The organism is Haloarcula ordinaria, from assembly GCF_029338275.1.
GTDB lineage: Archaea > Halobacteriota > Halobacteria > Halobacteriales > Haloarculaceae > Haloarcula > Haloarcula ordinaria.
In genome coordinates, this window is record NZ_CP119789.1 from 1,497,780 (window position 1) to 1,515,719 (window position 17,940).

At 67.5% G+C, this 17,940-nt stretch carries 14 protein-coding genes and 1 pseudogene; 10 read left to right on the plus strand and 5 right to left on the minus strand.

The features are described from left to right. Positions 1–59: 59 nt before the first annotated feature. Complete coding sequence (locus P1L41_RS07925; protein WP_276298321.1) at positions 60–1,466, minus strand: aryl-sulfate sulfotransferase; 1,407 nt, start codon at positions 1,464–1,466, stop codon at positions 60–62. Positions 1,467–1,580: 114 nt separating this feature from the next. On the opposite strand from P1L41_RS07925, the gene P1L41_RS07930 reads away from it, so the two are divergent. Continuing rightward, complete coding sequence (locus tag P1L41_RS07930) at positions 1,581–2,129, plus strand: hypothetical protein (protein WP_276298322.1); 549 nt, start codon at positions 1,581–1,583, stop codon at positions 2,127–2,129. Here P1L41_RS07930 and P1L41_RS07935 read toward each other — a convergent pair. Both P1L41_RS07935 and gatB read right to left on the minus strand, forming a co-directional pair. Next, positions 2,126–2,989, minus strand: coding sequence for a hypothetical protein (locus P1L41_RS07935; protein WP_276298323.1), 864 nt, complete (start codon positions 2,987–2,989; stop codon positions 2,126–2,128). The two genes, P1L41_RS07930 and P1L41_RS07935, sit on opposite strands and share 4 nt — an antisense overlap. A gap of 82 nt (positions 2,990–3,071) precedes the next feature. Then, positions 3,072–4,589 carry an Asp-tRNA(Asn)/Glu-tRNA(Gln) amidotransferase subunit GatB gene (gene gatB, locus P1L41_RS07940; protein WP_276298324.1) on the minus strand — a complete coding sequence of 506 codons (1,518 nt, stop codon included), beginning with the start codon at positions 4,587–4,589 and terminating at the stop codon, positions 3,072–3,074. A gap of 188 nt (positions 4,590–4,777) precedes the next feature. Here gatB and P1L41_RS07945 point away from each other — a divergent pair, with 188 nt between their 5' ends. From P1L41_RS07945 to P1L41_RS07975, 7 genes are all read left to right on the plus strand, one after another. Beyond that, positions 4,778–5,527 (plus strand): DICT sensory domain-containing protein, encoded by a 750-nt coding sequence (locus P1L41_RS07945; protein WP_276298325.1) that lies wholly within the window; start codon positions 4,778–4,780, stop codon positions 5,525–5,527. Between the two features lie 119 nt (positions 5,528–5,646). Continuing rightward, the gene (locus tag P1L41_RS07950; RefSeq protein ID WP_276298326.1) at positions 5,647–5,955 is read left to right on the plus strand and encodes a DUF7518 family protein; all 309 of its coding nucleotides are present in this window, start codon (positions 5,647–5,649) and stop codon (positions 5,953–5,955) included. 20 nt (positions 5,956–5,975) lie between these two features. Next, complete coding sequence (gene smc / locus P1L41_RS07955; protein ID WP_276298327.1) at positions 5,976–9,563, plus strand: chromosome segregation protein SMC; 3,588 nt, start codon at positions 5,976–5,978, stop codon at positions 9,561–9,563. A 3-nt stretch (positions 9,564–9,566) separates the two neighbouring features. After that, positions 9,567–10,508, plus strand: a complete 942-nt coding sequence (locus P1L41_RS07960; protein ID WP_276298328.1) for a segregation and condensation protein A — start codon at positions 9,567–9,569, stop codon at positions 10,506–10,508. Between the two features lie 66 nt (positions 10,509–10,574). Beyond that, entirely contained in the window at positions 10,575–11,675 is a 1,101-nt protein-coding gene (locus P1L41_RS07965) for a site-2 protease family protein (RefSeq protein WP_276298329.1), read from the plus strand. 102 nt (positions 11,676–11,777) lie between these two features. Continuing rightward, positions 11,778–12,668, plus strand: coding sequence for a DMT family transporter (locus tag P1L41_RS07970; RefSeq protein WP_276298330.1), 891 nt, complete (start codon positions 11,778–11,780; stop codon positions 12,666–12,668). A gap of 83 nt (positions 12,669–12,751) precedes the next feature. Next, positions 12,752–13,027 carry a hypothetical protein gene (locus P1L41_RS07975; protein WP_276298331.1) on the plus strand — a complete coding sequence of 92 codons (276 nt, stop codon included), beginning with the start codon at positions 12,752–12,754 and terminating at the stop codon, positions 13,025–13,027. Position 13,028: 1 nt separating this feature from the next. Here P1L41_RS07975 and P1L41_RS07980 read toward each other — a convergent pair. Both P1L41_RS07980 and P1L41_RS07985 read right to left on the minus strand, forming a co-directional pair. Beyond that, positions 13,029–13,726: pseudogene (locus tag P1L41_RS07980) on the minus strand (SDR family NAD(P)-dependent oxidoreductase). A 106-nt stretch (positions 13,727–13,832) separates the two neighbouring features. Continuing rightward, complete coding sequence (locus tag P1L41_RS07985; protein ID WP_276298332.1) at positions 13,833–14,525, minus strand: phosphoribosyltransferase; 693 nt, start codon at positions 14,523–14,525, stop codon at positions 13,833–13,835. A gap of 120 nt (positions 14,526–14,645) precedes the next feature. On the opposite strand from P1L41_RS07985, the gene P1L41_RS07990 reads away from it, so the two are divergent. Both P1L41_RS07990 and ppsA read left to right on the plus strand, forming a co-directional pair. Then, a complete protein-coding gene (locus tag P1L41_RS07990) occupies positions 14,646–15,551 on the plus strand; it encodes a PhzF family phenazine biosynthesis protein (RefSeq protein WP_276298333.1) in 906 nt (301 codons plus the stop codon). Positions 15,552–15,637: 86 nt separating this feature from the next. Continuing rightward, positions 15,638–17,938 carry a phosphoenolpyruvate synthase gene (gene ppsA / locus P1L41_RS07995; protein ID WP_276298334.1) on the plus strand — a complete coding sequence of 767 codons (2,301 nt, stop codon included), beginning with the start codon at positions 15,638–15,640 and terminating at the stop codon, positions 17,936–17,938. Positions 17,939–17,940: the final 2 nt, after the last annotated feature.

A 17,940-nucleotide genomic window follows, 5' to 3' on the forward strand; every position in this document is an offset into this window, starting at 1 on the left:
TGCGGTTGCGGGCGGATGCGGGTACGGGCCCGCGCCCGCGTGAGAGGTGTGTTACTTCCCTAACGCTGCGCCGTGTCGGGGCTCTCGCTCGACCGGGCCTTGAACCGACGGTAGCCGACCAGGCCGACCTCGGTCAGGAGCCAGCCAAGCGCCAGGAGGCCGGCCAGCAGGCCGTAGAACAGCGCCCACCCGGTCATCCACACCGGGCGGAGCCACGGCGCGTAGTGGCCCCAGACGGTACCGACTTCGGTGGCGACCCCGGACAGGGGCGTCCCGGCGAAGGTGGCTCTGATGTAGGTCCCGACCGGCACGCTCTGCTCGCCGCCGGCGGTGAGGTTGGCGCTCCCCGTGATGTCGTACGTACCGGTGGCGTTCTGCTCGCGGATGGTCGGCCCCTTCGACCCGTCGCCGTGAGCGACACGCTCAGAGTCGTAGGGGCCCCACGTCGCGTAGTACTCCCAGACGATCTCGCCGGTGGGCGTGACCTCGATGACGCGGTGGTTCAGCGTGTCGGTGATGAGCGTGTTGCCGTTCGGGAGGCGGTCGGCGTCCCGTGGCCAGTTCAGCGTGTTCGACCCGACGCTCCAGGTCCGCGTCCAGGTGCCGTTCGTGTAGGCGTACTCGACGACGCGGTTGTTGTGGCTGTCGGCGACCAGCATCGTCGGCGTCGCGTCCTCGCCACGGAGGAAGTCGGGGTTGTGCTGCTCGTCGAGGGTGCTGTGGTTGCCGTCCGCGCCCAGTCGCATGTCGATGTCCTTCGTCGTCCGGTTGATCAGCAACACCTGGTCGAAGTTGCGCGGCGAGACGAGGAACTGGTCGTCGCCGACGGGGTCGACGTCGTTGCTGTGGGTCCAGTCGTCGTTCATCCCGCCGTCCGTCGAGGGCGGGAAGTGGTTCCGGTACTGCCAGGACCACGTCACCTCGTCGGTCGTGAGGTTGTAGACGACGATCTCGTCCATCGAGGTCTGGTTGGACTCCTCCCACGCCCGCATGTGCGAGATGACCAGTGCCGTGTCGTTCAGCATGTCCGCGTCGTGGGTGTCCTCGTAGGGAAGGAGCCGTTTCCACACCCGTTCCTGGGTCTCCGGGTCGAACTCGTAGATGAGGGTGTTGCCCTCGCGCGGCGAGACGACCAGGAGGTTCCCGTTGGGGAGCGGGTCGACGTCGAAGAACCAGCCGTTGGTCCCCTCGGGGTTCTGGTGGGTCCACTCGAGGCGGCCGCGTTCGTCCACCGCGACGAGGCGCGCGGGCTTCTTGCGGTTGGTGTTCCCCTGGAAGGTGTAGCCCTGCGCGCTGACGACCGTCGTCCCGTTGGCGGGACTGGTCAGCGTGCCGCGTTGCAGCGTCTGTGCGTCCGACGGGTCGTGTGTCGCGGCGCTGACCAGCATCGGGGTCAGCAGCGATAGCACGAGGAGGGCGACGACGCCGCGGACGAGCCAGCGGCGCGACCGGATGCTCGAGAGCACACCACTGCCTGCGGGGCGGTGCGGATTAATCCCTTCGAGTCACCGCGACCGAACCAGTCCGGCCCGACGCGGACCTTCCGATGCGCTCTTGGGGCTGTCGACCGGAGTCCCGGTATGGACACCCGGACTGCCAGAGTGTTACGCGGGGCCGCGGCCGCCCTCGTCTTCGCCACGGCGGCCTACCACCTCTGGTGGGGCCTGCCACGGAGCCTCATCTACCTCCAGGCCATCGAGAGTCTCACCGGCCGCGGCCTGCCACCGGACCCCCGCCCGTTCCTGTTCGTCGCGATGGCGGCGCTCCTCTTCACCGGGCCGTACCTCGTCACGCGGCGAGTCATCGGGCTGCGTGACGCCTACATCGCCGGGACCGTCGTCCTGCTGGCCTCCATCGCCGCCTGGGTGTTCTGGCACACCACCGGTCACGGCGCCATCTTCGTCGACGGATTCAGCGCGCCGTCGGCAGGCGGCGGGGGCCACAGCCACGACACCGGGACGATCGCGCTCGTCCTCGACCACTTCGTCGTCGAACCCGTCGAGGGCGTCATCAAGATCATCGAGATGAGCGCTATCGCCATCTTCGTCACGCTCCTGTGGAAGGACCCGGCCATCATCCCAGACGAGCGCCAGGCGCGGGCCGAGACGAACGAGGGGACCGAGAGCTAGGTCACGCTCGTGGTCGACTGGCGCTCCTCGAATCGTACTGTCGCCGTCGTCTCGCCGCCGGCCCAGGACAGCGTCACCTCGCGGGTCTCGCCCGCACTCGCGCCCGTGAGGCCGCCGCTGTACTGCTCGCCGACCTCCGTCTCGAAGGTCGTCGACTCGCCGGCCGCGAGTTCGCGCTCGATAACGGTCGGCAGCATTCCCCAGGCAGGAGCCACCGCCCGGAACACGCCGACCCCGGCCCCGACGTTCGCGACCGTCAACGTCGCCGGAATCGGCGCATCCGGCTCGGCGATGTCGGGCAGGGAGAACTCGCGGACCTCGAACGCCGGTTCGACGGTCAATCGGTCGCGGGTGGACGCCCGAAGGTCGCGCGTCCACCCCTCGCCGTAGGTGAGTGATACCCGCTCGACGGCGTCCTGCACGGGGACGACAAAGCCGACGAGTGCCTGACCGTCCGCGACGCGGTCGCTCGACCGGGCGATGGTCTCGAAGTCCGTGTACGTCCCCGGCGGTGGCTGTGGGACGAACGACTTGCCGTCGACGACCAGGTCGAAGGCTTCGGGGTCGATGCGGCTCTCGTCGACGTAGGTCGCGAGCACCAGTCGCTCGCCGTCCGGCGCGCCGGCGACGACGAGACTGTCGACGTTGGCGACGTGGACGACGCTGTCGGTCACCCAGACGGTGTCGACCGCTGGGGTCGGCTCCGAGGACTGGTCGGTACGGGACCGTGTCGGCGTCGGCGTCTCGGTGTCGGTCTCTGTTGGTGTTCGACCGCCGGTGTCGGAGAGACACCCGCTCGTCGCTGCCAGGAGGGTGCCGCTGGCGAGGAGGAACCGGCGGCGGGACTGCGGGGAGGGCATGGCAACGGCTGCTGTCCGGACGATAAAATCCCTTCTGTAGGCTCAGGTTCGTTTCGAACCGAAGCGCTGCGCGCTTCGGATACTAGTCGTCCAGTTCGTCTCGTAGTAGTCCGTTCACTTCGCCGGGGTCCGCGCTGCCGCCAGTCTTCTGCATCACCTGGCCGACGAGGAAGTTGATCGCGCCGCCCTCGCCCGAATAGTAGTCCTGGACGGCCTCGGGGTTCTCGTCGATGGCCTCCTCGACGGCCTGCTGGACCGCGTCGCCGGAGGTCTTACCCAGGCCCTCGCGCTCGACGACGGTGTCGGGGTCGTCGCCCTCGTCGAGCATCTCTCGCAGGACCGTCTCGCGGGCGTTCTTCGCGGTGATCTCGTCCTCGGCGACCAGTTCGACCAGGCGGGTCACTTCGTCGAACCGGCCCGAGACGTCCGTAATCTGCAGGTCCCGGTAGTTGAGTTCGCCCAGCAGGTTGTCGGCGACCCAGGTAGCCGCGAGGTCGGCGTCGAACTGCTCGGCGACGTCCTCGAAGAAGTCCGCGACCTGCTTGGTGGAGGTGAGTTTCGAGGCCGCCTCCTCGCTGAGGTCGTACTCGGCGACGAACCGCTCCCGGCGGGCGTCGGGCAGTTCCGGAATCGACAGTTCTTCTTTCCAGTGGCTGACCCGGAGCGGCGGGAGGTCGGCCTCGCGGAAGTAGCGGTAGTCCTTCTCCTCCTCCTTCGAGCGCATCGAGACAGTGTTGCCGTGGGTCTCGTTGAAGTGGCGCGTCTCCTGTTCGACGGCGCGGCCGGACTCGATGAGTTTGCGCTGGCGCGAGGCCTCGAAGGCCAGCGCCTGCTCGGCGCCCTTGTGGCTCGAGATGTTCTTGACCTCGGTTCGGTTGGCACCTTCGAGGACCGATTCGTCGATGGCCCCGTCGTCACCCACCTCGCTCGCGTCGACCATCGAGAGGTTCGCGTCGATGCGGAGGCTGCCGTCGCGCGTTGCGTCGAAGACACCCAGGTACTCCAGGACTTCCTCCAGTTTCTCGAGGAAGGCCCGGACCTCGCCGGGGGCTCGGAAGTCAGGTTCGGTGACGACCTCCATCAGCGGCGTCCCCGCGCGGTTGTAGTCGACGAGCGTGTAGTCGGCCCGGTCGATGGAGCAGGTCCGCGATTCGAGCGGCCCGGTCCCCTCGCGGACGTGTTTGATCGAGCCGGGGTCCTCTTCTAAGTGTGCCCGGCGGATGTTCACCGAGCGGCGCTCGCCCGCGACGCCGAACTCCAGTTCGCCGTCCTGGCAGATGGGGGCGTCGTACTGCGTTATCTGGAAGTTCTTGGGCAGGTCGGGGTAGTAGTAGTTCTTCCGGTGGAAGGCAGTCTCCTCGGGGATGTCGGCGTCGATGGCCTTGCCGACCTTCACGGCGGCCTCGACGGCCCCCTCGTTGACCACCGGGAGCGCACCCGGGAGGCCGAGACACACCGGACAGGTGTGGGTGTTGGGTTCGTCGTCGGCGACGTCTGTCGAGCAGCCACAGAATATCTTCGTGTCCGTCTCGAGCTGGACGTGGACCTCAAGCCCGATGACGGCCGCGAGTTCGCCGGACTCGGCGGCTTGTGCAGTCATTACCCGGCGTTCGGTGTCCGGTGGCTAAAGGCTAACGACCCCGAACCGACTGTTGTCGTCCCAGTCGGCTGTGGGTGGCGTGTGCAGGGGCAAAGGCGGCTCGTTCTGGCTCTCCGAGCCGATGTCCGGTACCCGCTGCGCACTGCTCCGGGACAACTGCTAATATCATCGAACTAATACGGCTGTGTGTGACAATCGCACGATTCATCGACGCGGTCAGCGCCGGGGGGAAGACGCTGACCGTGTACAACGAGGACGAACCCGAACCGCTGGTTCGGATGCTCCGGCGGATGGTCGACGCACCGGCCGTCGACGTGCGAGAGGGGGAGACAGCGGGGGATTCGGTGGTGAACGCGGTCACGCTGGAAGACGAGCGCGGCAGGAACCTCGGTATCTCGTCGCTCAGCGACATCGCCAGAAGCGTCCTGATGGTCAACTCGGACCTCTATATCACCGGCACGCGCTCCGTCGACAGGGTCGAGACGCCCGAGGTGCTGGCGAACCTCGACGACACGACGTTCCCCGTCTCGGGCAAACAGAAGATGCTGCTCATCCAGATGTCCCGGCACATCGAGTCGCTGGCGGTCCAGCACGCCGACGGGGCTCTCCACTCGGGGTTCCAGTACCTCTCGCGTATCGACGACGAACGAGGGACGCGACGGGTGTACGAACGCCTCGTCGAGCAGGACGTGGACGTCAACGTCTACGGCGTCCCGGACCGAGAGCCGTCGGTGAGTGAGGACGTCTCCGTCTACACGACGCCGGCCGAGGAGCTCAGCCGCTCCTGGTTCGTCGTCCACACCGACTGCCCGGACGCTGCGAAAGCGGCGCTGGTAGCCGAGGAGACGGGGGAAAACGAGTGGCGAGGGTGCTGGACCTTCGACAGCGACGTGACCGACGCCGTCACTGACTACGTCGAGAACACGTACGGTTCGTGACTGGTCCGGACAGTGACCGATTCGCACCGAACCGACACCTGTGTGGCGCGCCCGACCTGTCAACTTCTCTGTCAATGTCTGACGTAGGTATAAGTGGCCGGACCGGTTGGTGTTCTCATATGTGCGGCAACCGTGTCGAGGAACTCGAAGCGCACGTCAGGGAACTGGAAGCCTCCGTCGAGGGACTCACAGACGAACTCGTCGAATGCAAGGTCAGACTCCGCGAACTCGAGAACGCGGTCGACGAAGACCTCGGATTCGGCAACAGCGACTCGGTGAGTCACGAACGGGCCGATACACATAACACGGAGGCCACCGAGGATGCAGACAACAGGGAGGGAGTCGCGGCCGGGTCCGATGGCGATGCTGAGGCCGACGCGGAGTCCGAGTCCACGGAGGACTCGGAGTCGGACATCATCGTTGCGTAGGGAGACGGTCCACCCACCGTATGCATATCAAAGAGCCCGTCCTTGACAACTTCAAGAGCTTCGGTCGTAAGACTCGAATCCCCTTCTACGAGGATTTCACCACCATCAGCGGCCCGAACGGCTCGGGCAAGTCAAACATCATCGACGCCGTCCTCTTCGCGCTCGGACTGGCCCGGACGTCGGGTATCCGCGCCGAGAAGCTGACCGACCTCATCTACAATCCCGGGCACGCCGACGAGGACGCCGAGTACAGCGGCGAACGACAGGCCAGCGTCGAGGTCATCCTCGCGAACGACGACCGGACGCTGGAGCGCTCGCAGGTCGTCAACGCCGCCGGCACCGAGGACATCGGCGACGTCGACGAGATCGCCATCAAACGCCGGGTCAAGGAGACCGAGGACAACTACTACTCTTACTACTACATCAACGGTCGCTCGGTCAACCTCGGGGACATCCAGGACCTGCTCTCGCAGGCCGGGGTCACGCCCGAGGGGTACAACGTCGTCATGCAGGGCGACGTCACCGAGATTATCAACATGACCGCCGGGTCCCGTCGGGAGATAATCGACGAGATCGCCGGCGTGGCGCAGTTCGATCAGAAGAAGGCCGACGCCTTCGAGGAACTCGAGGTGGTTCAGGACCGCATCGACGAGGCCGAACTGCGCATCGAGGAGAAACAGGACCGCCTCGACCAGCTCGAAGACGAGCGCGAGACCGCCCTGGAGTACCAGTCGCTCCGCGAGGAGAAAGAGGAGTACGAGGGCTACCGGAAGGCCGCCGAGCTCGAGGACAAGCGCGCGGAACTCGAAGCGGTCACCGACGCCATCTCCGAGCTGGAGGCCGAACTCGCCGACCTCCAGACCGAACTCGACGAGCGCCAGGGGAAGGTCATCCGCCTGGAGGACGAACTCCACGAGCTCAACAACGAGATCGAACGTAAGGGCGAGGACGAACAGCTCGCCATCAAGCGCGAGATAGAGGAGATAAAGGGAGATATCTCGCGGCTCGAAGACAAGATAGCGAACGCCGAGTCGGCCGTGGAGGACGCCGAGAACGAGCGACGACAGGCGTTCGTGAAGATCGACCGCAAACAGGAGACCGTCGACGACCTGGAGAGCGACATCCGGGAGACGAAGGTCGCGAAGTCCAACGTCAAGGCCGACATCGCCGAGAAGGAGAGTGAGCTCGCGGACGTCCAGTCGCGTATCGATTCGGTCGGCGAGGAGTTCGAGGAGGTCAAGGACGAGCTGGAGGAGAAGCGCGACCGCCTGGAGACGCTCAAGAGCGAGCGCAACGACCTCCAGCGCGAGCAGGACCGGCTGCTCGACGAGGCCCGCCGGCGCTCGAACGAGGAGGACGAGAAGCGGGCCGCCATCGAGGACCTGGAGGCGGAGATTCCGGACCTCGAGGCCGAGATCGCGGACCTCGAGACGGAACTGGAGAAAGCCGAGAAGAACAAGGCGACCATCGGCGAGGTGGTCGACGATCTGCGCGCGGAGAAACGCGAACTGCAGTCCGACCTCGACGACCTCGAAGACGAGATCAGCGCGAAACAGCAGGAGTACGCCGAACTCGAGGCCAAGGCCGGCCAGGACGGCGACTCCTCGTACGGCCGCGCGGTCACGGCTATCCTGAACGCCGACCGAGAAGGCGTCCACGGCACCGTCGGCCAGCTGGGCGGGGTCGACCCCGAGTACGCCACCGCCTGTGAGACGGCCGCCGGCGGGCGACTCGCTCACGTCGTCGTCGACGACGACGGCGTCGGCCAGTCCTGCATCGAGTACCTGAAATCGCGAAACGCCGGCCGGGCGACCTTCCTCCCCATCACGCAGATGCAGCCTCGCGGGCTCCCGTCGCTGCCCAGTGCCGACGGCGTTATCGACTTCGCCTACAAGCTGGTGGACTTCGATCCCGAGTACGAGGGCATCTTCTCGTACGTCCTGGGCGACACCGTCGTCGTCGACGATATGAGCACGGCGAGGGACCTGATGGGCGACTACCGGATGGTCACCCTGGAGGGCGACCTGGTCGAGAAGAGCGGCGCGATGACCGGCGGGTCGTCGTCGGGCACCCGATACTCCTTCTCCGGCGGCGCGGGCCAGCTCGAACGGGTCGCACAGCGAATCACGGAACTCGAGGACGAGCGCGCAGACGTGCGCTCGGACCTCCGGGACGTCGAGGAGCGCCTCGACGACGCCCGCGACCGCGAGACCGACGCCACAGAACAGGTCCGGGACATCCAGAACAGCATCGAGAAGGCCGAGGCCGAGATATCGGAGACCCGCGACCGCATCGAGCAGTTCGAGGCCGACCTGGCGGAAATCTCGAGCCAGCGTGAGGCCGTCGCCGACGAGATGGACGAGCTGGAGGCCGACATCGAAGCCAAAAAGGAGGAGATAGCCGCGCTCGAAGCCGACATCGACGACCTGGAAGCCGAGGTCGCCGACTCCGAACTCCCCGCGCTGACAGACGAGCGCGAGGCAATCCGGAACGACATCGACGAACTCGAAGACCGGCTGGACGACCGCGACGCCGAACTCAACGAACTGCAACTCGAGAAGCAGTACGCCGAGGACGCCATCGAGGACCTCCACGACGACATCGAGGCCGCTCAGAACCGCAAGGCCGAACACGAGGAGCGCATCGTCGACCTCGAATCGAAGGTCGAGGAGAAACAGGCCGAGAAGGACGAGAAGGAGGCCGAGGTCGCGGACCTGGAAGAGGAACTGGCCGACCTCAAAGCCGAACGCGAGGACCTGCGCGACGACCTCCAGGCGGCCAAGGCGGCCCGCGACGAGCAACAGGCCGCCGTCTCGGAGGTCGAACGCGACCTCGGGGACGAGCGCGAGACCGAGGACCGCCTGGAGTGGGGGATAGACGAACTCGAGGCGCAGGTCGGCGACTACGACCCAGAAGACGTCCCCGACCACGACACCGTCGAGGCCGAAATCGAGCGCCTCGCCGGGGAGATGGAGGCGCTGGAACCGGTCAACATGCGGGCAATCGAGGAGTACGACCGGGTCGCCGACGACCTCGCGGATTTAGAGGACAAGAAAGAGACGCTGGTCGAGGAGGCCGACGGTATCCGCGAGCGCATCGAGACCTACGAGGCCCGCAAGAAGGAGACGTTCATGGAGTCGTTCGACGCCATCAACGAGCAGTTCGAGGACATCTTCGAGCGGCTCTCGAACGGCACGGGCCACCTCCACCTCGAAGACGAGGCGGACCCCTTCGAGGGCGGCCTGACGATGAAGGCCCAGCCGGGCGACAAGCCCATCCAGCGCCTCGCGGCGATGTCCGGCGGCGAGAAGTCACTGACCGCCCTGGCGTTCATCTTCGCCATCCAGCGCCACAACCCGGCACCGTTCTACGCGCTCGACGAGGTGGACGCCTTCCTCGACGCGAAGAACGCCGACCTCGTCGGCGAACTGGTCGACGAACTCGCCAGCGACGCCCAGTTCGTCGTCGTCTCGCACCGCTCTGCGCTGCTCGAACGGTCCGAGCGGGCCATCGGCGTGATGATGCAAGGCGACAACGTGAGCGCCGTGACCGGCATCGACCTCTCCGGCGACGGACCGGACGAAGAGGAGGTGCCAGCGGACGATTGACCCATGAGTGACGACATACCGCTGGATATCACCGGACACGATTCGCGGGAGCGCCCCGGTGAGTCCGATGAGAGCACCGACGAGCTGTTCGGCGCTGACGACGGCGACGACGTGGACCCGACCACGAACGGGCACGCCGAACCTGCCGCCGATGACGGAGGGGATGACGACGTCGAACCGGTCGAAGTGCTCGTCCAGCTGGCCGACGACGGCGAGATAGACCCGTGGGACATCGACGTCGTCCGAGTCACCGACAAGTTCTTGGAACGCATCGACGAGGGCGACCTCCGGACCGGCGGCCGGGCGCTGTTCTACGCGTCGGTGCTGATCCGGATGAAGAGCGACGCGATGCTCGGCGCGGACGAGGACGAACCGGAGCCGCTCGAGCCGTGGGAGCAGGCGATGTCCGAGGACGCCCCCCTCGACGAGCCGGACCCGTTCTCGGCACTCGAATCCGAGATGGACCGCCGCCTCGAACGCCGCCGCGCTCGCGGGATGCCCCAGACGCTTGACGAGCTCGTCCGTGACCTGCGTGACGCCGAGCGCGATTCCTGGTGGAAGGAGTCACGGGAGTACGACACCTCGGGGTCCCCGAAGGGCTTCGCCCGGGGGACCCAGGAACTCGACTACCGTGGGGCCGACGACATGCGCCTCGAGGACGAACCGTCGGCCGCCGACGTCACCGGCACCGCCCACGCCGAACAGATCGACGACATCATCGACGACGTGTTCGCGGCCGTCCGCGAACAGTACGACAAGGGTCGGACCGAGGTGCTGTACCGGGAGATAGAGACCGCCGGCGGGTCGCGCGTCGAGACGTTCCTCGGGCTGCTCTTTCTGGCCCACCGCGGCCGCGTCCGGCTCGAACAGGACGACCTCTTCGGCGACCTCTGGATACAGGACCCCAGCGCGGCGACGGGCTCGGGCGAGGCCGTCGCGGACTGACCGAGGCGTGCGATTCCGTATCACAGTGGAAACAGGCCTAAACGCTTCGAGTCCTAACACGGCGTAATGGCAGAGCAGTCGTCGCCGACTGGGCTCCCCGACCCAGAGACGTTGGCCGACACCTTCGTCGTCTACGAGGTCGACACGACGCCGACCGACGGCGTCCGCTACTACGGGGAACCGCTGGCCGAGACCGACCAGGTCGTCCAGCGGGTCGCGCCGTGGTTCCGGAAGCAGGGCTACCGCGTCACGCTGCGCCGCGAGACCGGCGAGTACGTCCTGGTCGCGACGGAACGCTCGCTCGGCGTCGACGGGATACCGTGGGTCAACGTCACGCTGGCGCTCGTGACGCTGCTCTCGACGCTGTTCGCTGGGTCCCGGTGGTACGGGTCCTCCGTCACTGCGGACCCGATGGCGCTCCTGGCCGCCTGGCCCTTCGCGGCCTCCGTCCTCGGCGTGCTCGCCGTCCACGAGTTCGGCCACTACGCGCTGTCGCGCCACCACGAGGTGCAGGCGAGTCTCCCCTACTTCATCCCTATCCCGAACCTGCTGGGGACGCTCGGGGCGGTCATCCGCATGCGCGACAACATGCCGTCCCGGCGGGCGCTGTTCGACATCGGCGTCGCCGGCCCCCTGGCCGGACTGGCGGCGACGGTCGTCGTCACGGCCATCGGCGTCACGCTCCCGCCGGTCGAGGTGACGGGCGGTATCGCCGCCCGCGTCGAGCTGGGCTACCCGCTCCTGCTCCAGGGCGTCGCGGCGCTCATGGGCGAGCAGCTCACCTACGCGGACCCCGCGCTCCTGCCGAACCCGGTCGTCATCGGCGGCTGGGTCGGCGCCTTCGTCACCTTCCTGAACCTCCTCCCGGTCGGCCAGCTCGACGGCGCACACGTCTCCCGGGCGCTCGTCGGCGACCGGATGCGACTCGTCCAGCGTGCCGTCCCCGTCGCCCTGTTCGGGCTGGCTGGCTACCTCTACGTCTTCGAGGGCGGCCGCGCTGCGGCCCTCTGGGCGTTCTGGGGCGTCCTGACGCTGGTGTTCAGCCAGACCGGGACGGTGGCGCCCATCGACGAGACGCCGCTCGGGGCCAAGCGGAAGGCCGTCGGCTTCCTGACGCTCGTGCTCGGTGCGCTCTGTTTCGTGCCAATCCCCCTGGTGCTGGTCTGAGCGGCGACGTCCGGGGCCATGCTGTCGCTCCCGGCGACGCCTCGATTCGAGGGCGGATACAAACCAGCACCGTCAGGGTCTCCGAGCACACACGGTCGGTCGATGGACCGTGAGCGTCTCCTCGCCACCGCGCCGCTCCTCGCCGCGATTCTGTGGGGCGGCATGTACGTCGTCAGCAAGTGGGGGTTCAGCGAGATACCGCCGCTCACCCTGGCCTTCCTCCGTATCGTCCTCGGTGCTGCCGTCCTCTACCTTGTCGTTCGACTGACGACGCCGAACCGGTCGTTCGCCCGTCGGGAGTGGCGGCGCTTCGCCGCGCTCGCGGTCTGGCTCACGGCGGCGCTCTCGACGCAGTTCGTCGGCACCGACCTGACGAACGCGAGCCAGGGGTCGTTGCTCACTATCCTGACGCCCGTGTTCATGGTCGCGCTCGGGGTGAGCGCGCTCGGCGAGCGCCTCACGGGCGGGAAAGTGGCCGGTATCGGTCTCGCGTCGGTCGGCACGCTCGTCGTGCTCCTCGGCCAGTACGACGTCCGTGCGCTGACGGGCGGGAACGGGCTCGGCGCCGCCCTCCTGTTGTTCTCGGCGTTCAGTTTCGCCGCGTTCTCCGTGTTCGCGAAACCGCTCATCGAACGGTACTCGGCGCTCGAGACAGCCACGTACGCGACCGTCCTGTCGGTCCCGCTGTTCGGGGCGCTGGTTCCGGTCGAGCTATACCTGCGCCCGGACGCCCTCGCGTCCGTCTCGATGACGCTCCCGGTCGTCGGTGCCGTGCTGTACCTCGGCCTCCTGAGCACCGCGGCGGCGTGGTACTGCTGGTACAAGGGGATGGAGTACGCGGACGCCAGTACGGTCGCGGTGTACTTCTTCGCACAACCGGTCGTCGGCATCGTGCTCGGAGCGGCCCTCCTCGGCGAGAGCGCCGGCCCCAGCGTGGTCGGCGGCGGTGCACTGCTCGTCCTGGGCGTCTTCCTCGTGAACAGGGCGGGGTAGTCCCCGGATGTGCGTCGTTCGATACATTCCTGCCCGTTTGTGCAGGGGAAACAAGGAGGTACGTGGCCGTCGTAGGGTCGCCTATGAGCGAGATAGCGCCCCCACCGGAACCGAACGCCGAGGAGGTCCGACTGGCAATCGAGCGACTCCTCGACGAGACGGTCGACAGAGACGAGTCGTTCGAACTCGAGGTGGAGGACCTCGAGGTGACCGTGCCGCTCCGGTTCGGCCAGGACTCGCCGAAGGCGAAGTGGGGGCTCAACGGTCGCGTCACGGTCACCGTCGACGGCATCCGGGCCCCGCTGCGTGAGTGGATCGAAATCCACGAGGACCGGCTGGTCGAGGACCCGGCCGACTGATTCAGAACGCCTCGACGTGGGGCCTGAGGTCGAGTTCGAGCGTCCACGCCGAGCGGTCCTGTTCGACCAGGTGCCAGTACGACTCGGCGATGGCGTCGGGGTCGAGATACGTCTCGTCGGCCCGCGTGCGGTCGTCGGCGTCGGTCGGGCGTATCTGCCCGTCGACGACGACGTGGGCGACGTGAATCCCCCTCCGGCCCGAGCTCCCGGGCCATCGACTCGGCCATGCCGCGGCCGGCGAACTTCGCGGCGCTGAAGCCGATCGCGCCGTCACGGCCCCGGAGGGCCGACGTCGCGCCGGTGAAGATGACGGTCCCGCCGTCGCCTGCCAGCATGTCCTCGACAGCTTCCTGTGCGCAGTAGAGGCCGCCCTCGACGCCGACGGCGATGGCGTTCGAGAACTCCTCGTGGCCGATGTCACGGACTCCCCTTCCACGCGCCGCCGCTGGCGTTGTTCACCAGGACGTCGACGGGACCCAGCTGCTCGCGGATGGTTTCGAAGGCAGCGCCGACCGCGTCGGGGTCGGCGATGTCCGTGGGCACGGCCAGCGCGCCGTCCCCGAGGTCGGAAGCCAGGTCCTCGATGGAGGACGCCGAGCGAGCGAGTAGTGCCACCTGGCACCCCTCATCTGCGAAGCGGCTGGCGAGCGAGGCACCGAGTCCGGGGCCGACACCGGCGACGACGGCAGTTCTGACCATAGCCGGACAACGAGTGGCGGCCGCAAGAAACCACGGGCCGACGGAGACAGGTCGCCGCTGTACGTGGCGGAAGACGCCCGGCTCCAACGCGAAGTGACGCGCGTGCTTACTGCACCAATCGCCAACCGCCGTCGGCCGACTCGACGACGCCGCGGCGCTCCATCTCGGCCAGGACCTCGCCGAGGCGGTCCGGCTGTGCGATTTCCAGTTCCGTGTGTCCGACGTCGTGGTACTCTCTGAGCAGCTGGCGGACGTCGTCCTCGGTGTGGCCCGCCGCGTCGCTTTTCTCCATGACGCCGGCGACGAGTTCGCCCATGTCCTCGACGAAGTTCCACGGATAGACGACCCAGGTCCACTCCTCTAAGTACTCGCCGACGAAGTCCGGGTCGTGGTCGCTGGTGTCCAGCAGCTGCAGGGTCGCGGTGCGGACGCTGCTCGGGTCGCGCTCGCGGACCGTCTCGGCGGCCGTCTCGATTGACTTGCCCGTGTCAGCGATGTCGTCGACGATGAGCACGTCCTTGCCGGCGACGGCACCGTCGGCCAGCGGGTAGCGGACCTCCGCCTCCTCGCCGGTCTGGGCCGTCCCGACGTAGTGTTCGATCTTCAGGCTCGCAAGGTCGTCGAGCCCGAGGAAGTCACACAGGCAGCGGCCACCGAACCAGCCGCCGCGGGCCAGCGCGACGACGACGTCGGGCTCGAACTCGGCGGCCTTGACGTCGTCGGCCACGTCGCGACAGAGGCCGTAGATGTACTCCCAGTTCGTGATGGTACACGAGAACTCGTCCGGTAACTCGCCCATGGCAGAAGACGGTCGGCGCGTCGACTTAACGGTTTCAGAACGCGCGTGACGGCCTCGCGGCCGGCTCGAACCTGGTCGCCCACCAGCAGAACTAACCCCGACGTGGTCGAACGAGTGGGCATGGAGACGCGACAGGCGCTGCTCGTCGACGCCTTTGCCGACGAGCCGATGGCGGGCAACCCGGCCGGCGTGGTGCCGGACGCCGAGGGACTGAGCGACGACCAGCTGCAGGCCATCGCCGGCGAACTGGGGGCCAGCGAGACGGCCTTCGTGCTGTCGAGCGACGACGCGGACCGCCGACTCCGCTTTTTCACGCCGGAGCGAGAGGTCGAGCTCTGTGGCCACGCGACCATCGCCGCCTACGCGGCGCTGTTCGAGCGCGGCGCCTTCGACGCCGGCGAGTCCACGATGGAGACGGAACGCGGAGTGCTGGACGTGGAGTGCAAACTCGACGGGACGGTGTGGATGGAACAGGACGACGCCGAGGTCGAGGTGGTCGACTGCTCACTCGACGAGGTGGCCGCCGCGCTGGGCGTCGACGACGCGACGCTGCGCGACATCGGCGCCGACCTCCCGCTGGCCGTCGGCGACACGGGGTTCCCCTGGCTACTCGTCCCCGTCAACTACTTCGAGCACCTGAGTACCGCCGAGCCAGACATGGCCGCTATCGAGGCGCTGTGTGCACAGGTCGACGCCCAGGGGCTCTACGCGTTCACGTTCGACACAATCTCGGGCCAGTCGACCCTCCACGGGCGCGCGTTCGCGCCCGGTGCGGGCGTCCCGGAGGACCCGGTCACGGGGACGGCGGCGGGGGCCTGTGCGGCCCACGTCCGCCGGCAGGGCGTGCTCGACGAGACCATCGAACAGGTCGTCGTCGAGCAGGGCCACTTCCTCGACCGGCCGGGCACCGTCACGGTGGACACCGACGGGCACGAGGTGTGGGTCGGCGGGCGGGCCGTGACGACGCTCGACGGGACGCTGACGGTTCCCGAGGCCGAGGCGTCGGACGACATCATCGAGGTCTGATTGTTTCGAACGAGAGTAATCCCCCTGCGTTGGATGCCGTAACCGGAAGACCCATACTTCCCGTTCGTGATTTCCAAGACGAGTCAATGCCTACATTGTGGCTCGATGATATCGGTGCCGACGACCTCGAGGAGGTCGGCGGCAAGGCGGCGTCCCTCGGAGAACTGACCGCGGCGGGCCTCCCGGTCCCGTCGGCGTTCGTCGTTACCGCCGACACGTATCGGTCGTTCATCGAAGCAACTGGAATCGACGAGGAGCTGTTCGAGGCGGTCGACGTCGACACCGACGACTCGCACGCGCTGGCCGAAGCGGCCGAGCGTGCACAGGAACTCATCCTCGGGACGGACCTGCCGGCGTCGGTCCGCGAGGACCTGCTCGCGGCCTACGACGAGATGGGCGACGCGGACGTCGCAGTCCGGTCCTCGGCGACGGCGGAGGACCTCCCGGACGCGTCGTTCGCCGGGCAACAGGACACCTACCTCAACGTCTCGCGGGCCGACCTGCTCCAGCGGGTCAAGGAGTGCTGGGCCTCGCTGTTCACCCAGCGCGCCATCTACTACCGGAAGGAGAACGGGTTCGACCACGACGTGGTCAACATCGCCGTCGTCGTCCAGGAGATGGTCGACGCCGAGAAGTCGGGCGTGATGTTCACGAGCCACCCGTCGACCGGCGCACCGAAGGCCATCCTCGAGGCGGCGTGGGGCCTCGGCGAGGCCGTCGTCTCGGGCGCTGTCTCACCCGACAACTACGTCGTCGACCGGGCCAGCGGCGAGATAGAGGAAGTGACTGTCGCCGACAAGCGCGTGATGTGCGTCCGCGGCGACGACGGCGAGACCATCGAGCGCTCGGTCCCCGAAGAGAAGCGCGAGGAGCGCGTCCTCTCGGCCGAGGAGATACACCGCCTCATCGAGGTCGGTGAGACGGTCGAGGCACACTACGATACCCCACAGGACGTCGAGTGGGCCATCTTCGAAGACGAGGTGTACCTCCTGCAGTCCCGGCCGATTACGACCATCGACGAGGGTTCTGCGGTCCCCTCGACCGACGCCGGCCGGGCCGAACCGACCGAAGCCGCGGGGGCCGCCGACGGCGGGTCGATGCAGACCTCCAGCGAGGACATCCGGCTCTCGGGGCTCGGCTCCAGCCCCGGCCGGGTGACGGGGACCGTCAAGATCGTCGACAAGCTCGACAACCTGGACAAGGTCGAGGAGGGCGACATCATCGTCACCGAGATGACCACCCCCGACATGGTCCCGGCGATGAAGCGCGCGGCCGGCATCGTCACCGACCAGGGCGGGATGACCAGTCACGCCGCCATCGTCTCCCGCGAACTGGGCGTCCCGGCGGTGGTCGGCGCCGACGACGCGACCGACCGACTGCGCGACGGCCAGACCGTCACGCTCGACGGTGACATGGGCACCGTCGAACAGGGCGCGTCCATCTCCGAGGACAGCGAAGAGGAGGACGTCCCGACCGTCGAACCCCACTCGCCGGTCAAGCCGATGACCGGCACCGAGGTGAAGGTCAACGTCTCTATCCCGGAGGCCGCCGAACGGGCCGCCGCGACGGGCGCCGACGGCGTCGGGCTGCTCCGCATCGAGCACATGATTCTCTCGACGAACAAGACGCCGTCGCGCTACGTGGAGGACCACGGCGAGCGGGCCTACATCGACGAGATCGTCGACGGCGTCCGGAGCGTCGCCGAGGCGTTCTACCCCCGGCCAGTAAGGGTCCGGACGCTCGACGCGCCCTCCGACGAGTTCCGGCAGCTCCAGGGCGGCGAGGACGAACCCAGCGAGCACAACCCGATGCTGGGCTACCGTGGCATCCGCCGCTCGCTGGACCGGCCCGAGGAGTTCACGCTCGAACTCCGCGCGTTCGAGCGTCTCTACGACCTGGGGTACGACAACGTCGAGCTGATGCTCCCGCTGGTGACCGACGCCGAGGACGTCTTGCGGGCGAAGGCGCTGATGGAGGAGGTCGGCATCGACCCCGAGAAGCGCGACTGGGGTGTGATGGTCGAGACGCCCGCCAGCGCGCTGAGCATCGAGGGTCTCTGTGAGGCGGGGCTCGACTTCGTCTCCTTCGGGACGAACGACCTCACGCAGTACACGCTGGCGGTCGACCGGAACAACAACAACGTCGCCGACCGCTTCGACGAGCTCCATCCCGCCGTGCTCAACCTGATGAGTCAGGTCATCGGCACCTGCCGGGAGTACGACGTCTCGACGAGTATCTGCGGGCAGGCGGCCTCGAAGCCGCGGATGGTCCAGTTCCTCGTCGACGAGGGCGTCACGTCCATCTCGGCGAACATCGACGCCGTCCGCGACGTCCAGCACGAGGTCAAGCGCGTCGAGCAGCGCCTCCTGCTGGAATCGGTCCGCTAACC